16 protein-coding genes are annotated in these 24,755 nt (G+C 72.1%); 6 read left to right on the top strand and 10 right to left on the bottom strand.

Annotated features, from left to right (window positions below):
- Window positions 1-21 precede the first annotated feature (21 nt).
- The gene (locus KV557_RS03140) at window positions 22-642 is read left to right on the top strand and encodes a DUF6891 domain-containing protein (protein WP_218198038.1); all 621 of its coding nucleotides are present in this window, start codon (window positions 22-24) and stop codon (window positions 640-642) included.
- A 117-nt stretch (window positions 643-759) separates the two neighbouring features.
- On the opposite strand, the gene KV557_RS03135 is transcribed toward KV557_RS03140, so the two are convergent.
- Together KV557_RS03135 and KV557_RS03130 are read right to left on the bottom strand one after the other, a co-directional pair.
- Window positions 760-1,494 (bottom strand): hemerythrin domain-containing protein, encoded by a 735-nt coding sequence (locus KV557_RS03135; RefSeq protein WP_218198037.1) that lies wholly within the window; start codon window positions 1,492-1,494, stop codon window positions 760-762.
- A gap of 282 nt (window positions 1,495-1,776) precedes the next feature.
- Complete coding sequence (locus KV557_RS03130; protein WP_308129743.1) at window positions 1,777-2,838, bottom strand: alpha/beta hydrolase; 1,062 nt, start codon at window positions 2,836-2,838, stop codon at window positions 1,777-1,779.
- Between the two features lie 402 nt (window positions 2,839-3,240).
- On the opposite strand from KV557_RS03130, the gene KV557_RS03125 reads away from it, so the two are divergent.
- Entirely contained in the window at window positions 3,241-3,984 is a 744-nt protein-coding gene (locus KV557_RS03125; RefSeq protein ID WP_218198036.1) for an SDR family oxidoreductase, read from the top strand.
- An 11-nt stretch (window positions 3,985-3,995) separates the two neighbouring features.
- On the opposite strand, the gene KV557_RS03120 is transcribed toward KV557_RS03125, so the two are convergent.
- The 4 genes from KV557_RS03120 to pulA all read right to left on the bottom strand — a co-directional run bounded on the left by KV557_RS03120 (window position 3,996) and on the right by pulA (window position 14,730).
- Window positions 3,996-4,217 (bottom strand): hypothetical protein, encoded by a 222-nt coding sequence (locus tag KV557_RS03120; RefSeq protein ID WP_218198035.1) that lies wholly within the window; start codon window positions 4,215-4,217, stop codon window positions 3,996-3,998.
- 127 nt (window positions 4,218-4,344) lie between these two features.
- Window positions 4,345-6,081 carry a carbohydrate-binding module family 20 domain-containing protein gene (locus KV557_RS03115; protein WP_218198034.1) on the bottom strand — a complete coding sequence of 579 codons (1,737 nt, stop codon included), beginning with the start codon at window positions 6,079-6,081 and terminating at the stop codon, window positions 4,345-4,347.
- Window positions 6,082-6,323: 242 nt separating this feature from the next.
- The gene (locus tag KV557_RS03110; protein WP_218198033.1) at window positions 6,324-8,660 is read right to left on the bottom strand and encodes a M4 family metallopeptidase; all 2,337 of its coding nucleotides are present in this window, start codon (window positions 8,658-8,660) and stop codon (window positions 6,324-6,326) included.
- A 535-nt stretch (window positions 8,661-9,195) separates the two neighbouring features.
- A complete protein-coding gene (gene pulA / locus KV557_RS03105) occupies window positions 9,196-14,730 on the bottom strand; it encodes a pullulanase-type alpha-1,6-glucosidase (protein WP_218198032.1) in 5,535 nt (1,844 codons plus the stop codon).
- Between the two features lie 317 nt (window positions 14,731-15,047).
- On the opposite strand from pulA, the gene KV557_RS03100 reads away from it, so the two are divergent.
- Window positions 15,048-16,010: a phosphatase PAP2 family protein gene (locus KV557_RS03100; RefSeq protein ID WP_218198031.1), complete on the top strand. Its 963-nt coding sequence runs from the start codon at window positions 15,048-15,050 to the stop codon at window positions 16,008-16,010.
- A gap of 52 nt (window positions 16,011-16,062) precedes the next feature.
- Here KV557_RS03100 and KV557_RS03095 read toward each other — a convergent pair whose 3' ends face one another.
- Complete coding sequence (locus tag KV557_RS03095) at window positions 16,063-19,095, bottom strand: bifunctional [glutamine synthetase] adenylyltransferase/[glutamine synthetase]-adenylyl-L-tyrosine phosphorylase (RefSeq protein WP_218198030.1); 3,033 nt, start codon at window positions 19,093-19,095, stop codon at window positions 16,063-16,065.
- Between the two features lie 179 nt (window positions 19,096-19,274).
- Between KV557_RS03095 and wsfD the strand changes: the two genes are divergently transcribed.
- The 3 genes from wsfD to KV557_RS03080 all read left to right on the top strand — a co-directional run bounded on the left by wsfD (window position 19,275) and on the right by KV557_RS03080 (window position 22,560).
- Window positions 19,275-20,834 (top strand): glycan biosynthesis hexose transferase WsfD, encoded by a 1,560-nt coding sequence (gene wsfD, locus KV557_RS03090; protein WP_218198029.1) that lies wholly within the window; start codon window positions 19,275-19,277, stop codon window positions 20,832-20,834.
- A gap of 34 nt (window positions 20,835-20,868) precedes the next feature.
- On the top strand, window positions 20,869-21,618 hold the full coding sequence (locus tag KV557_RS03085; protein ID WP_218198028.1) for a class E sortase: 750 nt from the start codon (window positions 20,869-20,871) through the stop codon (window positions 21,616-21,618).
- A gap of 117 nt (window positions 21,619-21,735) precedes the next feature.
- Window positions 21,736-22,560, top strand: coding sequence for a beta-glucanase (locus KV557_RS03080; protein WP_218198027.1), 825 nt, complete (start codon window positions 21,736-21,738; stop codon window positions 22,558-22,560).
- 45 nt (window positions 22,561-22,605) lie between these two features.
- On the opposite strand, the gene KV557_RS03075 is transcribed toward KV557_RS03080, so the two are convergent.
- Genes KV557_RS03075 through KV557_RS03065 form a run of 3 tightly spaced genes read right to left on the bottom strand, consistent with a single transcriptional unit; the run spans window position 22,606 to window position 24,741 of the window.
- On the bottom strand, window positions 22,606-23,982 hold the full coding sequence (locus KV557_RS03075) for a glycosyltransferase family 2 protein (protein WP_308129742.1): 1,377 nt from the start codon (window positions 23,980-23,982) through the stop codon (window positions 22,606-22,608).
- Window positions 23,979-24,584 (bottom strand): exosortase/archaeosortase family protein, encoded by a 606-nt coding sequence (locus KV557_RS03070; RefSeq protein ID WP_218198026.1) that lies wholly within the window; start codon window positions 24,582-24,584, stop codon window positions 23,979-23,981. Before KV557_RS03070 ends, KV557_RS03075 begins: the two co-directional genes overlap by 4 nt.
- Entirely contained in the window at window positions 24,577-24,741 is a 165-nt protein-coding gene (locus tag KV557_RS03065) for a hypothetical protein (RefSeq protein WP_218198025.1), read from the bottom strand. The genes KV557_RS03070 and KV557_RS03065 overlap by 8 nt, the downstream gene beginning before the upstream one ends.
- Window positions 24,742-24,755: the final 14 nt, after the last annotated feature.

The raw sequence follows: 24,755 nt of genomic DNA, 5'->3' as shown, positions 1-24,755 counted from the left end.
GGCGGGTGGGAGGATGCGGGCATGACCCAGGAGACGTCGCTCACCCCCGAGGTACTGCGCGAAGCCCAGGAGCGGGCCCGCGAGTTGATCCGGTGCGGCTTCCAGGAGCCGGACGAGATAGCCGAGTCCCTGGTCGAAGTCCTCGACGACCAGGGGCTGACGGAGGAGGAGGCGGAGCTGATCGTCGCTCCGCTCTGGGAGGAACGGCTGGCCGAGCAGGCGGCCTGGCCGGACACCACGGACGTCGACCGGCTGGAGGCGGCCTTCGACGCGCTGGAGGAAGAGGGCATCGTCGCCGCGATGGACTTCACCTGCTGCGCGAGCTGCGGCTACGCGGAGATCGGCGGCGAGGCCGACGAGGACTCGCGCGGGTTCGTCTTCTTCCACCAGCAGGACACCGAACGGGCTGCCGCCGGGCAGGGCCTGATGCTGCGCTACGGCGGGTTCCGGACGGCGGACGAGCCGGACGGGCCGCATGGGACGGACGGGCCGGACGGCTCGGCGGAGCGGCGGACGGTCGAGATCGGGCGGGCGGTGGCGGCCGCCCTGACCGCAGCGGGCCTGCCGGTGGAGTGGGACGGCTCGCCGGAGACGTCGATCCTGGTCGCTCCGCTGGAGTGGCTCAACCGCCTGCCCGAATAGCCGTCGAGCAGCCGATGAACAGCCCACGAGCAGCCGCCGGGGAAGCGGTGGGCGGCGGGCATATGCCCGAGGCCCGTGCCACGCGCGTAGATCGACGGCCCGCGAAAGGCCCCCCGGTCAGTCGGTGACGACCCCCAGGTCGCCCGCCGGCCCCCACAGCGGCGAGGTGCAGCGCTGGTACGTCGACTGCCAGTGCGGCCAGCTGCGCGCCACGTCGTCGTCGCACTCGGCGAGCAGCCGCTCGACCACCGCCGGCTCCACGCCGTCCAGCAGCCAGGCCAGCGCGTCGGCCGTGCCCGGGCCGTTCGCGGCGCGCAGCAGGTCCAGCAGCTCGCCCAGCCCGCCGAGCCGCGAGTTCGCGGGGAACACCAGATCCATCCGCGGCAGCAACTGCCGCTCCTCGATCCGCAGGTGGGTCTCCAGCCGGGCCGCCAGGTCCTCGATCGCGTACGCCACCGGCCAGACGCTGCCGGTGTCCCGGCTGGCGATCCGGACCAGGGTGGTGACCCGGGTGAACGAGTGGTCGAGATTGTGGTGGTCCGCCTCCAGCCAGTTGAGCAGCAGCCGCAGCTCGGGCGCGAAGCGGCGCACGATCGGCCAGATCCGGGTGTCCTGCTGCTCGTGATGGCAGGTCAGCATCGCGGTCACGAAGTCCCAGTGCCGCAGCAGCGCCTCGCCCTTGTCGTCCTCGCCGGGCTGGAGCAGCCGCAGCGCGTTGGGCAGCCGGGCGAGGTCCCGGCGCAGCGCGGCGTGCACCAGCCGCAGTCCGGCGAAGCGGATCGCCGCCGGATCCTCGTCCTCGGCCCGCTCGGGTGCGGAAGGGGACGGCTGGGGCAGCAGGTGGATCGGCATGGCACTCTCTTCACGAATCGGCAGGGCGTGCGGGTCACGGCCTCCGGAAGGCGGCCCCATTCACAGTGCGCACAGTCGATCAGAGGTGAATCAATGTCCGATTGACGCGCAGGTCACAGCCGTTTCGGCGGCCGGACGCAACACTTTGCGGCGCCTGTCCCGTGTGTCCGTGCGAGGGCGCGCACCGCGCGCCGAACCGACAGCAGGCCCGAATAGACCGCCGCCGGTGCCGGGGAACACTCTCGTGTCCCCCGGCACCGGCGGTTCGCGATCAGGCGGGGCTCAGTCGGACGCCGGGCCCGCCAGGTTCTTGGTCAGCCACTGCAGCGTGTCCGGGATCATCTTCTTGAAGTCCGAGGTCAGGTGCTTGCCGCCGGGCTGCTCGTAGTAGTCGATGGCCAGCGGCGGGGTGGCCTTGGCGACCCAGGCCTTGACCAGCTTGCTCTCGTACGGGTTGGCGCCGCCCGCCGTGACCATCATCTTGACGTCGGCCTTGCCCTGGTTGACCAGGAGGTCCGGGTCGTTGGCCTGGCGCTCGGCCTCGTGCCCCTTCCAGAGGTGCGAGTCCGGGACGAAGTAGCCGTCGATCGGGACGGCGGCCTTGTACACGTCCGGGTGCTGGAGGGCGAGCTTGGCGCTGCAGAAGCCGCCCGTGGAGGCGCCCATCACGCCCCAGCTGTCGCGGCCCTTCAGGGTGCGGAAGTTGGCGCGGACCCAGTCCGGGATGTCCTGGGCCATCCAGGTGCCCATCTTGGGCTGGCCCGGGATGTCGGAGCAGTCCAGCGCGTTGTTCTCGTCGCTGTTGAAGTTCTGCACCGGCATGATCATGATGAACGGGTGGGCCTTGCCCTCCTTGACCAGCTGCTCGTCCGCCTCCTGGATCGGCAGCTGGTTGTCGGTCCAGGTGTTGTAGCCGTTGCTCTGGCCGCCCGCGTAGAGGGTGAGCACCGGGAAGCCGGTCTTGGCGTACTTGGGGTCGTTGTACTCGGGCGGCAGCCAGACCCAGACCTGGCCGGTGACGCCGGACTTCGGGCCGGTCACCTTGGTCATCATGATCGGGCCGGCGGCGGTGTCCCGGGCCTTGGTGAGGGTGGCGTTCGGGCCGGTGGGCATCTGCACCTTGCCGCCCGAGGCCGCGGCCGAGGTGCTGGGCGCTGCGCTGGTGCCGTCGGCGGCCGGGCTGGCCGGGACGGCGGCGGTGCCGGTCGCGCTCGGGGTGGCGTCGGCCTTGGCGCTGTCCCCCTTCCCGCCGCCGGAACTCCCGCAGGCCGCGAGCGAGGCGGCCAGGGTGAGCACGGCGGCGCCGGTCAGAACGGCACGGGAACGGGACGACTGCCTTAGCACGGTGAGGACTCTCCGACCGATCTCACGCCCGGTCCGGGTGGCCGGGCGGCGGCCCCCGGGTGGGGCCGGACAGACCCGGGGCGCGGCGAGGCGCGGTCCCCGGAACGGCGGCGCGCCGTCCCTCGCGGTGGCGCGCCGTCCTGCGATCTTATGACGTGGGCCGGGGCGGGCCGGTTGCGCGTCGGCCACCGGGAATCCAATGTTTGTTCGCAGTCAGGTAAAGGCCTTCACCTGCCCCCGCCGATCGGCGGACGCCGGACGGCGGGGGGCACATTGGCCCGCCGTCCGAGCGGCCGGAACTTTGGGCTCTTCCACCAGTGACGCGCCGCCCGGACATCCGGAACGATCGGCTCACACCCCGAGACCGGGCCCCGAGACCGACCGACCACCGAGGAGACCGTCATGCCCCAGCAGATCGCCGTCGTGACCGGAGCCGGGACCGGGGTGGGCCGGGCCGTCGCGGTCGAGCTGGCCGCGGCCGGCTGGCAGCTGGTGCTGGCCGGGCGGCGGGCCGAGCCGCTGCGGGAGACGGCCCGGCTGAGCGGCGCCCAGGCCGCCGTGGTGCCCACCGACGTCACCGACCCGGCGGCGGTGGACGCGCTGTTCGCCGCGGCCGCCGAGCGCTTCGGCCGGGTGGACCTGCTGTTCAACAACGCGGGCAGCTTCGGCCCGGCCGTCCCGGTGGACGAGCTGGCGGTGGACGCCTGGCGGGCGGTGGTCGACCTCAACCTGACCGGCGCCTTCCTCTGCGCCCGGGCCGCCTTCGCGCTCATGAAGGCGCAGGACCCGCAGGGCGGCCGGATCATCAACAACGGCTCGATCTCGGCGCACGTCCCGCGCCCGCACTCGATCGCGTACACCGCGACCAAGCACGCCGTCACCGGGCTGACCAAGTCCCTGTCGCTGGACGGCCGCCCGTACCGGATCGCCTGCGGGCAGATCGACATCGGCAACGCGGCCACCGACATGACGGCGGCGATGAGCGCCGGCGTGCGGCAGGCGGACGGGCGGATCGCGCCGGAGCCGACCATGGACGTGGCCGACGTGGCGCGCACCGTGCGGCACATGGCCTCGCTGCCGCTGGAGGCGAACGTGCAGTTCGCGACGGTGATGGCGACCACGATGCCGTACATCGGGCGCGGCTGAACCCTGCGAGGTCACTCGTCGTGCGAGTAGCGGTAGCGGTGCACGCCGCCGTCCTCGTCCAGCCGGTAGACGCTGGTGGTGGGCCAGTACTCGCCGCTCTCGGCGGCGGGCAGCTGGGCCCGCAGGACCATCCGCAGCGAGGGCGGCGGGGCGGCGGCGTTGACGCGCTTGCGGTGGCCGTCCCAGCGGCCGCCGCACAGTTCGAGGTCGAGGACGACGGGGGTGGTTCCCATCCCGCGATGGTGACAGCGCGGCTCCGCCGGACGGGGTTTAGAACGGCGCAGCCACCCACAGGGAGGACCCCCGTCACGCCAGGCTGACGAGGGTCCTCGGACCGGCAGGCCGTACAACTGGCAGGCGCTACGGCCGCCAGGTGTCGTTCAGCGCGACCGTCCCCGAGCCGGGCACCGTCGCCGTCCGGTTGGCACCGGACTCCCAGGTCACCGCCCCGCTCGCGTCCTTGCGGACGTACTTGTACTGGAAGGACGTGCCGGCCGGCAGCGAGAGCGCGAGCGACCAGACCGGGTAGCCGGCCGAGGAGAGCGGCAGCGCCTTGGCCGGGTCCCAGCCGCCCAGCGCGGGGTTGTCGCCGACGACGTAGACGTTCTGGCCGTACGACGTCGTCGCGTTGACGTTGAACGAGGCGCCGGTGACGTTCGTCCCGCTCGCGACGTACAGCGCGACCGCGTCGCCCGCGCCGACCGTCGCGGTGAACTGCCCGTTCGCGCCGACCTGGTACGTCGGGCCGGTGCACCCGCCGCCCGGCTGCGGGTCGCCGTGCTGGACGTCGCAGTAGGTGCCGACGGGCAGGCCGGTCTGGAAGGTCTGGGTGATCGCGCCGCTCTCGTGGTTGATGGCGACGTAGCCCTGGTTGCCGCGGCCGAAGGCGATCGCGTTGTTGCCGTTGGACCACCAGTTGGTGACGCCGGTGCCCGCGACCGCGTTGCGGAAGCCGACCATGTTGGCGATCTGCCGCCAGGCGTGGGTGCAGTTCCAGCCGTCCTGGTAGCAGGCCTTGACGGTGCCGCCGTTGGGCGGGCCGTCGTCCTTGTTGGTGAAGCTGTAGCCGGAGTGGACGTTCGGGGAGCCGTAGGGCGAGGCGAGCAGGAAGACGTTGGCCAGCGTGTAGGTGTTGCCGTAGGTGTAGTTGAGGGTGGAGCCGTTGCGCTCGGTGTCCCAGTTGTCGATGAAGCTGCGGGCCTGGTCGCTCGGCAGGTAGCCCCAGGAGGCGCCCCAGCCGTTGAGGTTGGCGAGCTTGTCGCTGGTGAAGATGCGCTTGAGGTCGGTGCCGACCCGGAACTCGTCGACGTCGCCGTTGCCGGTGTACTCGGACGGCTGGATCGGCTCGCCGGCGCCGTAGATGACCTCCTGCACCCAGTAGGCGTTGGGGTTGGCCGTCCTGGCCTTGATCGCGGCCAGGTCGGTGGCGGCCATGTGCTTGGCGGCGTCGATCCGGTAGCCGTCCACGCCGAGTGAGGCCAGGTCGTCCAGGTAGTGCGCGATGGTCTGCTGGACGGACGCGCTGCCGGTGTCCAGGTCGGCGAGGTTGACCAGCTCGCAGTCCTGCACGTTGGTGCGGTCCTGGTAGTTGGTGACCGGCTGGCGGCAGGTGTGGAAGTCCTGGTCCTGGTAGGTGCCGGGGTAGTTGTACTTGGTGTAGACGGTGCCGCCGGTGCCCGTGCCGGAGCCGGCCGTCATGTGGTTGAACACCGCGTCGGCGATCACCTTGACCCCGGCCGCGTGGCAGGTGTCGATCATGTTCTTGAAGGACGTGCGGTCGCCGAGCCGCCCGGCGATCTGGTAGCTGACCGGCTGGTAGGAGGTCCACCACTGCGGGCCCTGGATGTGCTCCTGGGGTGGCGACACCTCGACGAAGCCGTAGCCCTTCGGGCCGAGCGTGGAGGTGCAGGCCTGGGCGACGGAGTCGAAGCGCCACTCGAAGAGGGTGGCGGTGACGTCCTTTCCGTTGTTGGCGGGCGGGGAGGCCTGGGCGGCGGGGCTGCCGAGGCTCGCGGTGAGCGAGAGCGCGAGCGCCGCCGAGGCGGCGAGCGCTCCGGCCGCGCGGGCAGGCCGGCGGGTGGGGGCGGTGGTGACCACGTCGTCTCCTGGGGGTGGCTGGGGTGGGGGCAGCCGGGGTGAATCTGCAGGAAGTTTCTGTAACTTGCCGGAAACTTGCAGCGAACTTAGAGCCGCTAGGAGACACCGTCAAGACAAAGGGAGAAACGTTTCCGCATCAGTATCCGAATCAGTCTCAGCGGAGCACGACAAGGGCCCGGCAGCCGTGGCTGCCGGGCCCTCACCTGTCCTCGTTCACCGGGCCGCCGAGGCCCCGCCCGGGGTCAGCCGGTCTGGATCGAGGTGTCGTCGATCACGAAGCTCGTCTGCAGCGAGGCGTCCTCGGTGCCGGTGAACTTCAGCGTGACACTCTGGCCCGCGTAGGCCGAGAGGTCGAAGGTCCGCTGCTGGTAACCGGCCGCGGCGTCCACGTTGGAGTACGTCTTCAGCGTGGTCCCGTTCACCGACACGGTCAGCTTGTCGTACGGCGTCGTGCCCGTCTCGGCCGTGTCGACGTGCAGCCAGAAGCTCAGCGTCGCCTTGCAGCCCGCCGGGATCGTCACCGTCTGCGACAGCGTGTCCGTGTGCGCCGACCCGTACCCGTCCAGCCACGCCTTCCAGCTACCGCTGTGCGCCGCCTGCGACGCACTGTTGTCGATCACACCCGACGACGCCGTCCACGGCGCCGCCGAACCCGTCTCGAAACCCGGGTTGCCCAGCAGCTGCGCCGGCGTGCAGCCGCCGCCACCACCGGAGACGCTCCAGCTGAAGCCGGCGGTGGCCGTCTTGCCGGCCGCGTCGGTGACCGTGACGGTCACGTTGTAGCTGCCGGCGGCGGAGGCGGTGCCCGAGATCACGCCGGTCGAGGAGTTGATCGACAGGCCGGTCGGCAGGCCGGTGGCGGCGTAGGAGAGCGGCGCGGTGCCGCCGGTGGCCTTGACCTGCAGGTTCACCGAGCCGTTCAGTGCGGTGGACTGGCTGCCCGGGTTGGTGACGCTGACGCCGCCCGGGTTCGGGGGCACCTGGCCGACGCTGACGGCCGCCCACGCGACGCCGACCTGGTAGACCTCGGTGCTGTTCGCGCCGTAGAGGTCAGTGGCCGCGTTGATGGTCGCGGTGCGGGCGGCGGCGTAGTCGGTGGTCGAGGTCATGTACGCGGTCAGCGCCTTGTACCAGACCTGAAGCGCCTTGTCCCGGCCGATGCCGGCGACGGTGACGCCGTTGGCCGTCGGGCTGTCGTAGTTGAAGCCGTTGATGGTCTTCGCGCCGCTGCCCTCGGACAGCAGGTAGAAGAAGTGGTTGGCGACGCCGGACGAGTAGTGCACGTCCAGGTTGCCGACGCCCGAGTACCAGGAGTCGGCCGAGGAGCCGTCCTTGGAGGGCTTGTCCATGTAGCGCAGCGGCGTGCCGTTGCCGTTGAGGTTGATGAGCTCGCCGATCCAGTAGTTCGGCGGGTTCGAGGGCAGGTTGGCGTACCACTCGACGCCGGTGCCCATGATGTCGGAGGTCGCCTCGTTGAGGCCGCCGGACTCGCCCGAGTAGGTCAGGTTGGCGGTGGCGGCGGTGACGCCGTGGCTCATCTCGTGGCCGGAGACGTCGATCTCGGTGAGCGGGTGGGTGTTGCTCGCGCCGTCACCGTAGGTCATGCAGAAGCAGGAGTCGTCCCAGAACGCGTTGGTGTAGTTGCTGTCGTAGTGGACGCGGCTGAACGCGCCGACCCCGTCGTTGCGGATGCCGAGGCGGTTGAAGGTGTTCTTGTAGTAGTCCCAGGTGGCGGCGGCGCCGTACTGCGCGTCGACGGCGGCCGACTCCGGGTTGCTGGCCTGCCCGTTGCCCCAGGTGTCGGTCGACTTGGTGAACAGCGAGCCGTTGCCGGAGGTGCCGTTGCTCATGTTCGTCGTGTACTGGCCGCCGCGGGTGGCGTCCTTGAGCTGGAACTGGCCGCCGCTGTTCGTCGTGGTCAGCGGCACGGTGCCGACGAACACGCCGGTGCCGGTGCCGGTCTTGATGCCCTCGGACTTGCTGATCACGTCGCCGGTGGTGGCGTCGGTGACGACGTGCAGCTTGCTCGGGGTGCCGTCCGGCTCCTGGCCGTCGAGGACGGTCTCGTAGGCGAGCCGCGGGGTGCCGTCGGCGGCCCAGACGACCAGGCGCGGGGCGCTCGCCACGGAGGCGTCGTTCTGGGCGGCGATGGCGGCGGCCTCGGCCTTGGGGGCGGCCAGTGCGGGGGTGGTGTTCACGCCGACCAGCTCGGCCTGGCTCGCCCTGGTCACGCCCTTGGTGGCGCCGGTGGCGTCCTGGTGGACGATCAGGTCACCGCCGAGGACGGGCAGTCCGGCGTAGGTGCGCTCGTACCGGAAGTGGCGGGCGCCGTCCGCGTCCTGGACGACGTCCTTGGTGACCAGCTTCTCCTGGTCGCCCAGGCCGATGCTCCGGGCGAGGCCGGCGGCCTGCTGGTTCGCGGAGGAGATCAGCTGCGCACGGGCGGAGAGCTGCTGGGCGACGGCCGACGGTGCGTCGGGGCTGGACGCCTGTGCGATGACCGGCATGCCGGTCACCAGGAGCGCGGTGGTGGCGGCCATGACAACCGCCGCCTTCCGGGCGTGAGCGTAGCGGGACATGCGGACTCCTTAACCGACCGGCGCGGGTTCGCGCACGGTGGAGGGCGACCTGGGCCGCAGGGTTGCGGCGCAGTGGGGGCCCCTGTCGGCGGTGTGCGACGGGGGTGCGGTAGCGGTGCTCACAGAGTCGATGCAGAGGGGGACTGCACGGCCGCGACGGAGGATTGGGGGACCCTCGCCTGCAGCCGGAGGAATCGTGGCAGTAAATGAGTCGTCAATGACAGATGCATGCCACGGTTTGGCCGATTCATATCCGCACGCCACTGTGATCGAATGCTTCAACCCCGTGACAGGTAAAGACACTTGCAACAATGGTTTTCATGACCGCCCGGCGATTCGGACGCCCCGCAGCGGCATTGACCAGCACTCAGGGCACCACCGAGGCCTCCCACTCGAGGCGCAGCGCCGACGAGGCACGACACGTCACCTTTCCGGCCGTGCCACCGACCGATTCCGGCCATCCGGACGCCGGACGCACCCGGGCCCCGCACCGCCTCAACGGCGGCACGGGGCCCGAGAGTTCAGGTGGCGGCCGTCAGCCCTGGACGAACACCGCCACGGTGCGGCCGGGCACGGTGAAGGTGCCGGTCGCGGCGTCGAAGCCGGACTGCTTGACCACCGGGTCGGCGCCGCCCGCCTGGACCGGGTGCAGGGCCTGGGCCGTCCCCTTCAGGGCCGCCACGGTCTGGCTCTGCGCGGTGGGCGTGGCATTGAAGATCACAGTGACGCCCTTCTCGGCGCCGGCCAGCCCGGTGCCGTCCAGGTGCAGGGTGATCACCCCGGGCATCTCGCCGGCGGCGCCGGAGAGCGGGTAGGACAGCCGCTGCTGGACGTCGGCCAGGGTGGGCAGGGAGAACAGCGGCGACGACTGCTTGATCCGCAGGAACTCCTGGAACTGCGCGGTGGTCGCACGGATCTCGGCCGAGCCCACGGTCAGCTTCGGGTTGGCCAGCAGGGACTGCGCGGTCGGCCACATCTCCTTGTTGTCGGCCGCCATCGGCAGGCCGCGGCCCCAGCCGTTGCCCTGAGCCGCCCCCGACGATGGATCGGGCCAGTGGATGGCGTTGAACCAGTCGCCCGAGTCGTAGGAGTTGGCGTCCAGCGACTTGGAGCGCAGCAGGTCGCTGCCGGCCTGGGCAAAGCCCGCGCCCTGGGTGAGCGCGGTGAGCGAGAGCCCGAGCGCCTGCATCCGGGCCCGGTCGGCGGGCGCGGTGCCGGTCGGCAGCTTGTACGCGAGCGCGTCGAACAGGTCGGTGTTGTCGTGGGCGTCCACGTACTCCACCGCCTCGCCCGGCTTGGCCGCGTACCCGGTCGGGGCGCCGTTGTAGTCGACCTGGGCGCCGGTGACGGCCTTCCCCGAGCTGTCGGTGAAGGAGTAGCCGGCCAGGTTGCCGGTCAGCCCGACCTTCAACTGGTCCATCTGGTGAAGGAGTCGGGCCTTCTGCTGGTCCGGGGTGCCGTTGCCGGGCGAGCCGTTCGGGTCGGTGTACAGGCCCGAGGCGAAGCCCTGCTGCGGCGCGGAGCCGAGCATGAAGTTGCCGCCGCGGGCGGCGTCCCGGAGCCGGTCGTCGAAGGTGGCGATGCCGGTGCCGGCCATGTTGGCCTGGGTGGCCTGCTCGAACCGGGCGTTGTTGGCGACGACGCCGAAGTTCCACCCTTCTCCGTAGAGGAAGATGTTCCTGCCGTCGACGCCGTCCGAGTCCGGTGTCATCTTCCGCAGCGCGGCCTGCACGTCCAGCATGGTGGACTTTGGGTCCAGGCCCATCAGGTCGAAGCGGAAGCCGTCCACCTTGTACTCGCGGGCCCAGGTGGTCACCGAGTCGACGACGAGCCGGTTCATCATGGCGTGCTCGGGCGCGGTGTCCGCGCAGCAACTGTCCGCGGTCACCTTGCCGTTGGCGTCCAGGCGCTGGTAGTAGCCGGGCACCACCTTGTCCAGCACCGAGTGCTCGGCCTGGCCGCCGGCGGCGGTGTGGTTGTAGACGACGTCCAGCACGACCCGCAGCCCGGCCTCGTGCATCGCCTGCACCATCTGCCGGAACTGCACGGTGCGGACGGTGCCGTTGGGGTCGGTGGCGTACGAGCCCTCGGGCACGTTGTAGTGCAGCGGGTCGTACCCCCAGTTGTAGGCGTCGTCGGCGGCGACGGCGGCCACGCACTCCTGCTGCTTCGGGCTGTCCGGGGGAAGCGACTTGAGGTCGCAGGCGGGCAGCTTCTGGTCGGCCCGGTTCTCGTGGATGGTCGCGATGTCGAAGGTCGGCAGCAGGTGGACGGTGGTCACCCCGGCCTTGGCGAGGTCCCGCAGGTGCTGCATGCCGGCCGAGTTGGACTCGGTGAACGCCAGGTAGGTGCCGCGCTCGGCGGCCGGGACGGTGGTGTCCTCCACCGAGAAGTCCCGGACGTGCAGCTCCTGGATCTGCTGCTGCGCGGGCGGGACGGCCTTCGGGACGTTCTGGTCCTCCCAGCCCTTCGGCTTGAGCTCCTTGGCGTCGAGGTCGGCCACCAGGCTGCGCTTGGAGTCGGTGGACAGCGCCACCGAGTACGGGTCGGTGACGGTGTTGACGACCACCTGCTGCACCGAGGGCGCCCAGACCTTCACCTGGTACAGGTAGTACTTGCCGTCCAACTCGCCCTTGTCACGGACGACTTCCCACACGCCGGTCTCGTCGTCCGGCTTCAGCGGCAGCGTCTTCGGGGTGCCCCCGGTCGCGCTGTCGAAGACCTGGACGGACACCTCCTGCGCGGTCGGCGCCCACACCGACAGCGCCACCTTGCCGTCGTAGTAGGCCGGGCCGAAGTCCACCCGGCCGGTGCGACGCGCGTACAAGTCGTCCAGCACACCGGGGATTTGCACGCCCGTGGCGGCCAACACCGCACCGCTGGGCAGGTGTTCGGTGAACAGCAACTGGCTGCGCAGCGCGGCCGGGACGCGGCCGGTGTCCCGGGCGTCCACAGTGAAGGCCCGATAGCCCGCCAGGTGCGGGAACTTGGCCTTCTGCGCGTCGGTCAGCCCGCCCTGGACGGCGTTGAGCCGGATCCACTTGCCGGGCTTGGTCAGCACGCCCTTGTCCGCGCGGATGCCGCCCTCGGGGTCGTACACCAGCTGGGCGCTGGTGCCGCCGGCGAGGGCCGGGTCGCTCGCGCCGTAGTTCGCCGGGACGACGACGGTCTTCGCGTCGATCCACTGGGCCTTGGCCGTGCCGAGGTCCAACTGCGAGGAGTCGGCGGCGTTCTGGGGCAGCAGGTAGCCCTCCCGGCCACCGAGGATCCAGACCTCGTGTCCGTTGACGGCGAGGTCCAGCGACTGGTCGTTGGGGAGGTCCTTGTCGTTGCCGTTGTGCAGGATGTAGCTGAGGCTGGTCGCGCCGGGGGCGAGCGGCACCTCGAGGACGGCTCCGAAGGCGTCGCGGCGCACCGGCATCAGCGGCTTGCCCCAGTCGGTGGGGTTGGCCGCGCCGGTCCAGTCGTGCAGGCCCCAGCCGTCGTAGTTTCCGTCGGCCCGGTTGTAGTGGATGACCGCAGTGTTTGCGGGCTGAGTGTTCGCGGGGCCCGGGTTGGTGGTGCGGACGGTCGGGTCGCCCTGCTTGAGCCAGACCTCGCCGCTGGTGCCGACATCGAGGTGGCGGTCGGCGTCCACGTCCTTGACGCCGTCCTTCTCGACGATGAACCCGACGTCGGAGGCGCCCGGCTTCAGCTTCACGTACGCGAAGGCGCCGTACGCGTCCCGGCCGGTGAAGCCGTGCCCGGCCGGCCACTGGGTGGCCTCGCCGTCGGCGAGGTCGCCCCAGGCGTAGAGGTTCCACCCGTCGTAGTTGCCGTCGGGCCGGTTGTAGTGCACGACGGCGTACGGGCGGGCGGTGGCGGTGGGCACCGGCGTGGGCGCGGGGGTGCCGGTGGTGAAGCTGCCCGTGGCGGAGCGCAGATGGCCGCTGGAGTCCTGCACGACGGCCTTGTACCGAACGACCGTGCCGGGTGCGACCGCGCCCAGGTCCTGGGTGACGGCGTACTTCCCGGTGTCGGCGGTGCCCAGGGTCTGCCAGGGCCCGTTGCCGATCTGGGCGGCGAAGGTGACGCGGTCGAAGCCGCCGCCGTCGACCTTGGCACCGATGGTGACGAGCCCGGTCGACCCGTCCGCGGGAGGCTGGACCGCGATCTGCGGCGCGGCGGCGACCGGGGCGAGCTTCGAGCCCGCCCGGAACACGACCGAGGAGAGCGCCGGCACGGTCACGGTCACCTTGCGGTCCGCGCCGCTGGTCACCCGCTCCCCCGCCGCCGGGTAGATCCGGTCGAAGCCCATGCCGGCCGAGAAGGTGTCCAGGGTGACGGTCTTCGCCTCGCCGGCGTTGTTGACCGCGACCAGGTACTCGACCTGCTGCCCGGCGTCGATCCGGGAGAACGCGTACACGCCCGCGCCGTCGGCGGCGTACCGCTCGATCTGGGCGCCGTCGGCGAGCGCCGGGTTCTCGCGGCGCAGCTTCGCCAGCGCGGCGACGCCCTGGTAGAGCTCGCCGCCCTGCCCGTACCGGTCGGCCGGGCCGGAGGCGCCGCCGAGCACGCGGTCGGCGTTGTACGACGGGGTCTTCGAGGCGAACATGTCCTGCCGGGCGTCCTTGTCGCCGCCCGCGCCGGTGAAGCCCTGCTCGTCGCCGTAGTAGACGACGGGCTGGCCGCGGGTGAGGAACTGCAGCTCGCTGCCGAGCCGGTCCTTCTTCAGCAGGGTGGCCTCGTCGGCGCCCGGGTTGTCGGCGAGCAGGAAGGAGCCGAACCGGCCCATGTCGTGGTTGCCGAGGAAGGTCGGCAACTCGTACGCGTCGGTGTCGGCGCTGGTGTAGCGGTAGTCCTGGCCGTAGACGTCGGCGAGGTTCTTCGCCGGGCCGCCCTGCGAGACGTACGAACGGGCGGCGCCCTGGAACGGGAAGTCGAGCGTGGCCTGGAGCTTGCCCTTGGTGACGTAGGGCGAGGTGACCGCAGGGTCGCCGGAGTAGACCTCGCCGAACATGAAGAACTTCCTGTTGCCCTGCTTGGCGGCGAAGTCCTTGAGCGCGGGCGCCCACTGCTGCCAGAACGCCATGTTGACGTGCTTGACGGTGTCGATCCGGAAGCCGTCGACGCCGGCGTCCTTGACCCACTGCTCGTAGACCTTCTCGAAGCCCTTCACCACCCGGGGGTTCTGGGTGTCGAGGTCGTCGAGGCCGTTGAAGTCGCCCTCGGTGGCGGACTCGCCGACGAAGGTCGAGTCACCGCGGTTGTGGTAGAGCGCGGGGTCGTTGAGCCAGGACGGGCTCTTCGCGGTGGCGTCGGCCGGGGTTCGGAAGACCGGGGTGTAGGGGAAGGAGTCCTTGGTGATCTTCGGCCAGGGGGCGCCGCTGTCGGCGATCGCGGTCTCGTCGACCGGGTTGCCGTCCGCGTCGAGCGTCGGGTAAGCACCGATCGAGCGGTAGGTGTGCTGCTGCTCCGCGTAGTCGATGACGTCGGCGGTGTGGTTGGTGATGACGTCGAAGAAGACCTTGATGCCGCGGGCGTGGGCCTTGGCTATCAGCTCCTTCAGCTGCTCGTTGGTGCCGAAGTGCGGGTCGACCTGGGTGAAGTCGGTGATCCAGTACCCGTGGTAGCCGGCCGATGCGTCGGCGCCGGTGCCCTGCACCGGCTTGTTCTTGAAGATCGGGGCCATCCAGATCGCGGTGGTGCCGAGGTTCTGGATGTAGTCGAGCTTCTGGATCAGGCCGGCCAGGTCGCCGCCGTGGTAGAAGCCCTTGTCGGCGGGGTCGAAGCCGTTGTCCAGCCGCCCGCCGGTACTGCCATCCGGGAGTTTGGCTCCGGTGTCGTTGGCGGTGTCGCCGTTGGCGAAGCGGTCGGGCAGGACGAAGTAGTACTGCTCGCGGGTGAGGTCGTGCCGCCCGGCGGTGGCCGCCAGCGCGGCGTCCGAGGGAGGCGCGGGCGGGGCGGCGGCGAGAGCCGCGGGAGCGCTGCCGAGGGTGGCGGCGGTCAGCGCGGCGGCCAGCAGGACGGCCGTGCGGCCGGGTCTGCGTCGGGGGGTGCTCCGCCGGGGGCGGAGCCGGACATCGGCCACTGAGGGCTCCCTTAGGGGAAGGGGCGATCGATTTCCTGGAAGCTAGCGGGCTGCAATATGTTTCAGCAAGATGCAGAAAGCGTTTCGTGCCGGGAAAGTCCTCGCCTGCGAACCGTCCAGGCCACCCCGATGCCGCACCCAGGACACGGCGGCCTGACAATAGGACGTATGCCCGTCCCACCGGTAAGCACCAGACCCGATCGCACCCCCTACCCCGGTGGGAGCCGCCCCCTAGCCCTGAAGGGGGACAGCCGGTGAAGAATCCACTTCCAGAGGATGAGCAGACGGCTACGGGACGTCTGGCAGACTTCTCGTCCATGGGGGAACCGACCGAGATCCAGCAAGCCGGCGCGGGGCGCGCCGACACGGCGCACGGTGGTTCCGGAGCACGCCCGGCCTCGTCCGGCCGCCTGCCCGACGGAGCCACCCTGGCCGCGCAGTCCCGCACCGCGGCGCTGCGCAACCGCATCCGCGAGCAGCGCCGCTCCCCGGCCCGGCCGCGGATCTGGTTCGAGCTCGCCCTGATCGGGATCAGCTACTGGATCTACTCGATCGTCCGCAACGCCGTCCCGGAACAGGCGTCGACGGCCCAGCAGCACGCGCGCTGGATCTGGGACTTCGAGCAGTCCGTCGGCATCGCCGTCGAGCGCTCGGTCAACCACGGCGTGGACAGCGTCGGGTGGCTCATCACGGGGATGAACTACTACTACGCGACGCTGCACTTCGTCATCACGATCGGCGTACTGGTCTGGCTCTACCGCCGTCACCCCGGCCGCTACGTGGCGGCCCGCACCGTGCTGTTCGTCACCACCGCGATCGCCCTGGTCGGCTTCTACTTCTTCCCGCTGGCCCCGCCCCGGCTGATGACCGACGGCGGGTTCATCGACACCGTGAAGACCCACGGCACCTGGGGCTCGATGGCCTCCGGGCCCGCCGCGCACGTCTCCAACCAGTACGCGGCGATGCCCTCGATGCACATCGGCTGGTCGATGTGGTGCGGCCTGGCGATCTTCTTCCTGGCCGAGCGCACGTGGGTCCGGGCGCTCGGCCTGCTCTACCCGGTGGCCACCCTGACGGTCATCGTCTCGACCGCCAACCACTTCTGGATGGACGCCGTCGGCGGCGAGCTCTGCCTGCTGGTGGGCTTCCTCTCCGCCCGCTGGCTGTACCACTCCTGGGTCTACAAACTGCCCCAGGTACCCGCCCGGGAGGCGGCGGAGGAGCCGATCACCGTCCCGGAGCAGTGGAGCGAGCCCGCGGTCAGCACCGCGCGGCGATAACAGACGCTGACCAAGAGGGGCCCCGACCGGGGCCCCTTTCGCGTGTGGGGGTTCACCCGTAGAACAGCCGCTCCACCACCGCCCGGGCCCGCCGGGTCGTCCGCCGGTAGTCGTCCACCAGCTCCCCGCTGTGCCCGGCCCCGTACCCGAGGTACCGGGCCACCCCGGCCAGCTCTCTGGCCTCCCCGGGGAAGCTGTCCCCTGGCCGGCCGCGCACCAGCATCACCGCCGCGCGCACCCGGGAGGCGAGCACCCACGCGGCGTCCAGCACCGCCACGTCCTCCCGCCCGACCAGCCCGGCCTCCGCCGCCGCGGCCAGCGCGGCCCTGGTCCGGGTGGTGCGCAGCGCGGGCAGCTCGTGCCCGTGCTGGAGCTGGAGCAGTTGGACGGTCCACTCCACGTCCGCCAGCCCGCCCCGGCCGATCTTGGTGTGCGTGGTCGGGTCGGCCCCGCGCGGCAGCCGCTCCGCCTCGATCCGCGCCTTGATCCGGCGGATCTCCAGCAGGTCCCGCTCCGGCACCCCGATGCCGGGGTAGCGCAGCGGGTCGATCAGCAACCGGAACCGCGTGCCCAGGTCCTCGTCCCCGGCCACCGGCTCGGCGCGCAGCAGCGCCTGGCTCTCCCAGGCGTGCGACCAGCGCCGGTAGTACGCCGCGTACGAGGCGAGGGTGCGCACCAGCGGGCCGCTGCGCCCCTCGGGCCGCAGGTCGGCGTCGACCAGCAGCGGCGGCTCGGTGGACGGCGCGCCGAGCAGCGCCCGCAGCTCGTGGCAGACGGCCTGGGCGGCCCGGGCGGCATCGTGCTCCAGGGAACCGAGCAGCGGCTCGTGGACGAAGAGCACGTCCGCGTCCGAGCCGTAGCCCAGCTCGTGGCCGCCGAACCGGCCCATCGCGATCACCGCGATCCGGGTCGGCAGGTCCCCGTGCTCGGCCTCCCAGCCGGCGACGCAGGCGCGCAGTGCGCCCTGCAGGGTGGCGGCGTTGAGCGCGGTCAGTGCCTCGCCCGCGGTGTCCAGGGCCTCGGCGGGGTCGTCGCCCAGGCGCCCGAGGACATCGGCGGCGGCTGTACGGAACAGTTCGCGGCGCCGCACCGAGCGGGCGGCGGCGACGGCCGCGGCGGTCGACCCGGCCCGGCCGACGGCGGCCAGTATCTCCTGCTCCAGCCCGGCCCGGCGGCGCGGCTCCAGGCCCTGCGGGTCGCCCAGCATGGCAACCGCCTCGGGCGCGCGCAGCAGCAGGTCGGGGGCGAGCCGTCCGGCCGACAGCACCCGGGCCAGCTGCTCGGCGGCGGCGCTCTCGTCCCGCAGCAGCCGCAGGTACCAGGGGGTGCGGCCGAGCGCGTCGGAGACCTGCCGGAAGTTGAGCAGCCCGGCGTCCGGGTCGGCCGAGTCGGCGAACCAGCCGAGCATCACCGGCAGCAGGGTGCGCTGGATCGCGGCCTTGCGGCTGACCCCGGAGGCGAGCGCGGTGAGGTGCCGCAGCGCGGCGGCCGGGTCGGCGTAGCCGAGCGCCTCCAGCCGGGCCCGGGCCGCGTCCGGGGTCAACCCGGCCGCGCCGGGCGGCAGTTCGGCGACGGCGTCGAGCAGCGGCCGGTAGAACAGCTTCTCGTGCAGCCGCCGGACCTCGACGGCGTGCCGCTTCCACTCGCGCTGCAGCGCGGCGACCGGGTCGGCCCGGGTGTCGTCGTTGATCAGCGGGGCGAGCGAACGGGCCAGCCGGCGCTGGTCCTCCGCGCCGGTGGGCATCAGGTGGGTGCGGCGCAGCCGGTGCAGCTGGATCCGGTGCTCCAGCGAGCGCAGGAAACGGTAGGCGGCGTCCAGCGAGGCGGCGTCGGCCCGGCCGACGTACCCGCCGCGGGAGAGCGCGGCCAGCGCCTCCAGGGTGTTGCCGCTGCGCAGCGCCGGGTCGGTGCGGCCGTGCACGAGCTGGAGCAGCTGGACGGAGAACTCGACGTCGCGCAGCCCGCCGGGGCCGAGCTTGAGCTGGCGGTCCAGCTCGGTGGCGGGGATCGAGTCGATCACCCGGCGGCGCATCTGCTGGACGTCGGCGACGAAGTTCTCCCGGGCCGCGGCCTTCCAGACCATCGGGGCCAGCGCGTCGATGTAGGCGGCGCCGAGCTCGGCGTCCCCGGCCACCGGGCGGGCCTTGAGCAGCGCCTGGAACTCCCAGGTCTTGGCCCAGCGCTGGTAGTAGGCGAGGTGGCTGGCCAGGGTGCGCACCAGCGGGCCGTTGCGGCCCTCGGGGCGCAGGTTGGCGTCCACCGGCCAGATGGTGCCCTCGCCGGTGGTGTCCGAGCAGAGCCGGGTGAGGGCGGCGGCGAGCCGGGTGGCGGCCTTGACCGCCTCGTGCTCGTCGACGCCCTCCTGCGGCTCGGCGACGAAGATGACGTCCACGTCGGAGACGTAGTTGAGTTCGCGCCCGCCGCACTTGCCCATGCCGATCACGGCGAGTCGGCAGGCCCGGGCGGCGTCCGTATCCTGGGCGGCGGCGAGGTCCAGGGCGGTCTGAAGGGTGGCGCCGGCCAGGTCGGCGAGTTCGGCGGCGGTCTGGGCGAGGTCGGTGGTGCCGGTGAGATCGCGGGCGGCGATGGCGAGCAGGCAGCGGCGGTAGGCGATCCGCAGCGCGTCGGCGGGGCTGCGCACTCCCTCTTGGCCGCCGGCCCGGACGCCCTCCGCCAGCGCGCGCCGGAAGTCCTCCGGGCCGGGGTGCATGTCGCGCAGCTCGAACGTGACCAGGGCGTGCCAGTCGTGCGGGTGCCGGGCCAGGTGGTCGCCGAGCGCGGTGGAGGCGCCGAGCACGCCGAGCAGCCGGTCGCGCAGCGGCTTGGAGGTGGTGAGGGTGTCGCGCAGGGTGTGCCGGTCGGCCTCGTCGGCGGCCTCCAGCAGCCGGGCCAGACCGAGCAGGGCGAGGTCCGGGTCGGCGGTGGCGCCGAGCGCGTCCAGCAGGACGGGGTCGTCGGCCAGGCCTTCCAGGCCGGGCCCCGCCAGCAGCCGGACCGCCTGCGCCGGATCGTTGAACCCGCGCCGCACCAGCCGGATCTCCGGCCGGCTGACCCGGCTTCCGGCCCGCTGCTCCTCCACCGCCATCGCCCCTCCGGTTTCCTGCCCGCACCGCCTGACAGCAGCCTACGTTCCCCGGTCGGCGCCCGCCGTCGTACACCTGCCCGCAGGCCCGCCCGGCCACCGGTGGACCGACCGGAGGGGCCCGGGCGTCGGCATGGCGTGTCGGCTTGCCCGCCCGTTCCGGCGCGCGGTGAAGTACGCCCATGACCAGCCTGGACGCCCTCGACGAGGGCTCCCCCGCCACGCCCCCGCGCCCTCCTGGGCGCCGCCTCGCTCCGTTCGTCGCCCGCCCCGGGGTGTTCGCGCCGCTGACCGGCACGCTCGCCGCCGCCCTGATGGCGGTCCGGCTCTTCGTCCCGGGTCCGATCGGAATGGCCGACAACGGCGACGCCGGCGTGCGGATGTGCGCCCTGGACCTCATCGTCCGGGTCGACCACGGATCGGTGCCGTTCCTCAAGTACGCCAACTTCGGCTACGCCAAGGCGGCTCCGTACATCTGCTCCCCGGACCAGACGTACCGGGGCAGCGGCGAGCTGCTGCTGCGGCCGGCCAAGCCGCTGACCCGGATGCTGGGCCTGCCCGGGGTCCTCGACCTGCGGGCGCTCGCCGTCCTGTTCTGCCTGATCGTCGGCGCCGCCTTCGCGGTGTTCGCGGCCGCGCTGCGCGGCTCGCTGCGGGCCCGGCTGCTCGTCTGCGCGGCGCTGTTCGTGGTGGTGGGCGACACGACCTTCGCCGGCTACGCGGCCTCGCCGTACAGCGAACTGGCCGGTCTGGCCGGCCTGTTGATCGCCACGGCCGGTGCCACCCACCTCGGCGGCTCCCCCCGGACCCGGTTCTGCGGGCTGGCGGTGTTCACCGCGGGCGCGGTGCTCGCGGTCGGCTCCAAGGTTCAGTCGGCGACGATGGCCGTGCCGTTCCTCGCCCTGCTCTGCTTCACGAAGGTCCCGCTCGGCCGGGCCGCGGGCCGGATCGCGAGCCGGGTGCTGCCGCTGCTCGCGGCCGCGGCGGTCGTGGCGTCCGGGCTCTTCGCCATGGAGGTCTCACCGGCGGAGTTCCGGGTGATGAACCCGACCGAGATGATCTTCGTCGGCCTGCTCGGGACGAGTTCCTCCCCGGCCGCGGCGGCCGCCGACCTCGGCCTGCCGGAGAGCTTCGCCCAGTACGCCGGGAAGAGCTGGTGGGCCGACCACCCACCGCAGCGCGACCCCGCCTGGCCCACGGTCCGGGACCGGATGACGTACCGCAACATCGCCGGCTTCCTGGCCACCCACCCGGGCGTCACGCTGCGGCTCGCGGCCCACTCGATGGAGGACTTCGGCGCCGCCTACCCGAGCTACCTCGGCTCCTACCCGGCGAGCGCCGGACTTCCCCCGACGGCCCGCGAGTCCCGGCTGGCCGTCTACGGCTCGCTGCTGCGGGACGTGGGCGGCGGCCTGCTCGTGCTGGTGCTCGGCATCGGCGCGGCCGGGATCGCCTGGGTACGCCGGGTCCGCGACAACCCGCGTCGGCGGGCGTTCGTCGCGACCATGCTGTGCCTGGCCGGAGTGACGGCCGTACAGTTCCTCACCGCCACCTACGGCGAGGCGATCGAGGGAACCAAGCACCTGGTCTTCGCCATCTTCGGCGCGGGCCTGGTCCTGGTGATGACGGCCACCGCGGCCTTCTGCACCCCGGCCCCGACGGCCCGGCCCGCCGGACCGCTGCCGACGCCGCGCGAGGAGCGGGACACGGCCCCGGAGCGGACCCCCGCCCCGGCCAACTGACCCGACGCCCACCCCCTGACCGGAGGACGACCCCATGGCGACCGAGCGCCCGGCCGAGGCGCGAGCTCCGCGCCGACGCCCCCTCCAGATCGCGGCCGGCGCGCTCGGCGACCTGCTGTTCACCACGGGAGTGCTGCTCGCCCTGCTGGTCTCCTACTCGCTGTGGTGGACGGACCTGACGGCCACCCGGCACGCGGGCCTCGCCTCCGAGCAGCTGCGCCAGGGCTGGTCGGCGGCGGCCCCCACCGCCCCGCCGACCGACCCCGCGGGCACCGCCGCCGCCCCGCCTCCCTTCGAGGCGGGCGGCGATATCGGCTTCCTGCACGTGCCCGCGATGGGCCCCGGCTACCAGGTGCTGATCAGGATCGGCACCGACGAGGACACCCTCGCGGAGGGGGTCACCGGGGTCTACACGACGCCGTACAGCGCGGCGATGCCCTGGGAGGCACAGGGCAACTTCGCCCTCGCCGCCCACCGCGACGGCCACGGCGCGAAGTTCCACGACCTGGACCTGCTGAAGCCGGGCGACCCGCTGGTCGTGGAGACCCGCGACCGCTGGTTCGTCTACCGCGTCGACGCCACGCTGCCCGAGACCTCCAAGGACGACACCGACGTCATCGCCCCGGTGCCCACCGGCTCCCCGTACACCGCGCCGGGCCGCTACATCACCCTGACCACGTGCACGCCGGTCTACACGTCGCTGTACCGGATGGCCGTCTGGGGCAGCCTGGTACGGGAGCAGCCGATGGACCCGGACCGTACGCCGCCCCCCGAGCTGCGCTAGCCCAGGTCCCTCGAACGGGTGCAGGTAGGAGTACCCACGCCCACCCGGACGGCAATCATGGGCAGAGGCCATCCGCCCCGGCCGTCGAAGGGCGGGCCCGAGCCTCCCGGAGGGACCGTGATTCCGATCATCAATCTCTGGCTCGCCACAGCGCTCATGCTGTCACCGCTCGCCGCAGGCGCGCCCGCCGCCTCCGACGACTGGGTCGAGACACCGTACGGCTGGTCACGGATCGCCTTCACCGACCGCTTCCAGCGACTCGACGTCGGCCCGGGCCGTACCTGGGGCTGGCAGACCGGCGCGTACCGCGACGACTGCCGCGGCAACACCCACGACTTCAAGTCCGACTACCTGACCCCGACCGCGCTGAGCGCCGCGGACGGCCGGTTGACGATCACCGCCCGGCCCGCCGCCGACGGCAGGTGGGACACCGGACTCATCACCACCGGCGACTCGTGCGACACCGGCGGCAGCGGCGCCGAGGTCCGCACCGGCGACCTGTTACTGGCCCAGGTCCGGCTCCCGGCCGCGAACACGGGTGCCTGGCCCGCGCTGTGGACCTGGCGGGACGGCCGCAACGAGCTGGACGTCTTCGAATGGCACGCCGACCGGCCCGACACCCTGGAGTTCGTCAACCAGGTCCATTCCGGCACCGGCCAGTACACCTCCCCGGACATAGCCGCCGGCGGCTGGCTCTGGATCGGCGCACGCTTCGGCGCCGAGAACACGACCTGGTACGTCGGCACCGCGCCGGATGCGCTGCACCCCGTCTACCAGGACGGCACCGGGGTCGGTGAGGACTTCGCCGCCTACGTGGTCCTCAGCCTCTCCGTCAACAACGGGGTCTACCACACCGCCCCCACCACCGACACGCCCGCTTCGCTGGCCGCCGAGGAGATCACGGTCTACCGTCCGGCCCCGCCCGGCCTGCCCGACAAATGACGGACGGGGCGGTGCGCCGGCAGCGCACCGCCCCGGTCGCCCGCTTCAGTGCTCGACCGCCACCGGCGCACCGGCCTTGAGTTCGGCGTTGCGCCTGGTCTTCGCCCAGCTGTCCCGGCCGTTGACCAGCCGGGCCAGCGCCCGCCAGGTGGCCACGCAGTACAGCCAGGTGTAGACGGTGTAGCAGATGCCCCAGCCGATGCTGCGCCAGAACCCGCTGCCGCGCTCGCACTTGGCCCGGTAGAGCGGCCCCCAGAGCGTGAACTGGACGACGCTGAACAGGAGATAGGCGGTCAGCAGCCCCCACCCGCCACTGTCCAGGAACTGGCCGATGATCGCCGGGTGGGCCGCGTAGCGCAGCGCCAGCAGCGCGATCAGCACGGGGTACACCACGCTCCCGAACAGCTGCAGCCACGGCTGGAGGAGGCAGTACGAGATCTCCAGCACGCCGAGCGTGGTCAGCCGCGGGGACCGCCAGATCTGCGGCAGGTACTGCATGCACTGCATGGCGCCCTGCCCCCAGCGGGAGCGCTGGACGAGCAGCTGCTTGACGTTCCACAGGCCCTCCTGATCCACCCAGGTGTCCCGCGTGAACGCCGACCGCCGGCCGGCCAGGGTCAGGCGGAGGCCCAGCTCGTAGTCCTCCAGCAGGGAGCCGCGCCACGGGCCGCCGTCGCCCTCGCTGATGTCCCGCAGCGCGGAGAGCCGGGCGAACTGCCCGTTGCCGCCGAGGGCCACGGTACGGGTGACCCGGCGGCTCAGCTGCATGGCGGGGATCGCGGTACGGAACTCCAGGTCCTGCATGCGGACCAGCGTCCGGCCGAGCAGGTTGCTCAGCCGCCCGCCGTCCGGCATCGGCCGACGCTCGGTGCGGTTGCCCATCCGCACCTCGATCTGGACGGCCGCCACCTCGGGGTCGCCGAAGAGGTGGCCGGCGGCGATGACCTCCAGGCAGCCGGGGGCGGGCGCGCCGTCGGCGTCGAACACGCCGACGACCACCGTGTCGGCCGACGCGCCCTCGGGCAGCCACTCGCACAGCGCCCGGTAGGCCGCGTTGAGCGCGTCGCCCTTGCCCGTCCGGGCGTGCGGCGCGTACCGGGCGACCAGGTGGACGTGCGGGTCCTCGATCTGGTGGGCTCGGATGATGGCGGCCGTGGCATCGGCCGACTCGTCGTCGATCACCCACAGGTGCATCCCGGGGAACTCGGCCCGCAGCCTGGTCAGGGTGTCCCCGATGACCGCCGCCTCGTCCAGGCACGGAACGAACACGTGCCAGTCGAAGGCGCCGGCGTCGCCCCTCGGGTGCGGCTTGCTCCGGAGGAACGGCACCACCAGCGTCACCAGGTAGGCCACGAACGTGCTGCCGAGGATCAGCGACAGCGCCATGGCCGTGCTGACGACGGTGCCTGCGGAGTCGTTCACGGTGCGGTGCCTCCGTCGGCGGGTGCGCTCCCGCGGCCTCGGCCGGTCCGGGAGACGAGCAGGAAGAACGCGGCGATCGAGAGCATCGCCCCGACACTGGTCATCAGGGACCCGACCAGCAGGTGCGACCAGCCGTAGCCGTGCTTCAGGCCCCAGGTGTGCGTGGCGAAGGCGATCAGCAGCAGCCGCAGCTGGTTGACCGCGAACAGGATCAGCGCCGACACGCCCAGCGCCGTCAGCACCCGGCCCACCCGGAACCTGACGAAGCCGACCAGGACGCCGGCCAGCGCCGCGATCGGGGCGATGACCAGCGCGGCCGTGCACTCGGAGGTGATCCTCAACCCCTCCATCCGCAGGCTGTGCACATCGAAGAACACGATCGCGAAGCGGGGGTCCACCGCGACCGGGCTGGCGGTGACGAGGTGGACGAGCGGGCCCGCCGCGACCGCCTCCAGCGAGCGGAAGCGGTCGTTGTGGACCATCAGCAGCAGCGCGCCGATCAGCAGCGCTCCGGACAGGCACAGCCGCAGGGACCGGACCGCGCCCGCGCGCGATCCGGCCCCGGTGCCGAGCGTTCCTGCCGGATTAACGGCCTCAGCCATGCTCGCGGCGCTGACGCGCGACCCGCATCAGCACTGCACCGGAGATGCCGAGGACCATCGCCAGCAGCGTCATCAGAACGCTCTGGCCGCCGCCGGTCGCGGCGAGCGCGCCGCCGCCGGCGGCCACGCCGCCGTGCGGCATAGGGGGTTTGTACATGGGGGTTCCTCCGC

Origin of the sequence: Kitasatospora aureofaciens, from assembly GCF_019192735.1 — a bacterium.
Lineage (GTDB): Bacteria > Actinomycetota > Actinomycetes > Streptomycetales > Streptomycetaceae > Kitasatospora > Kitasatospora aureofaciens_A.
Note: the sequence above shows the minus strand (reverse complement) of the source record. Positions and strands in the feature narration are given on the sequence as shown.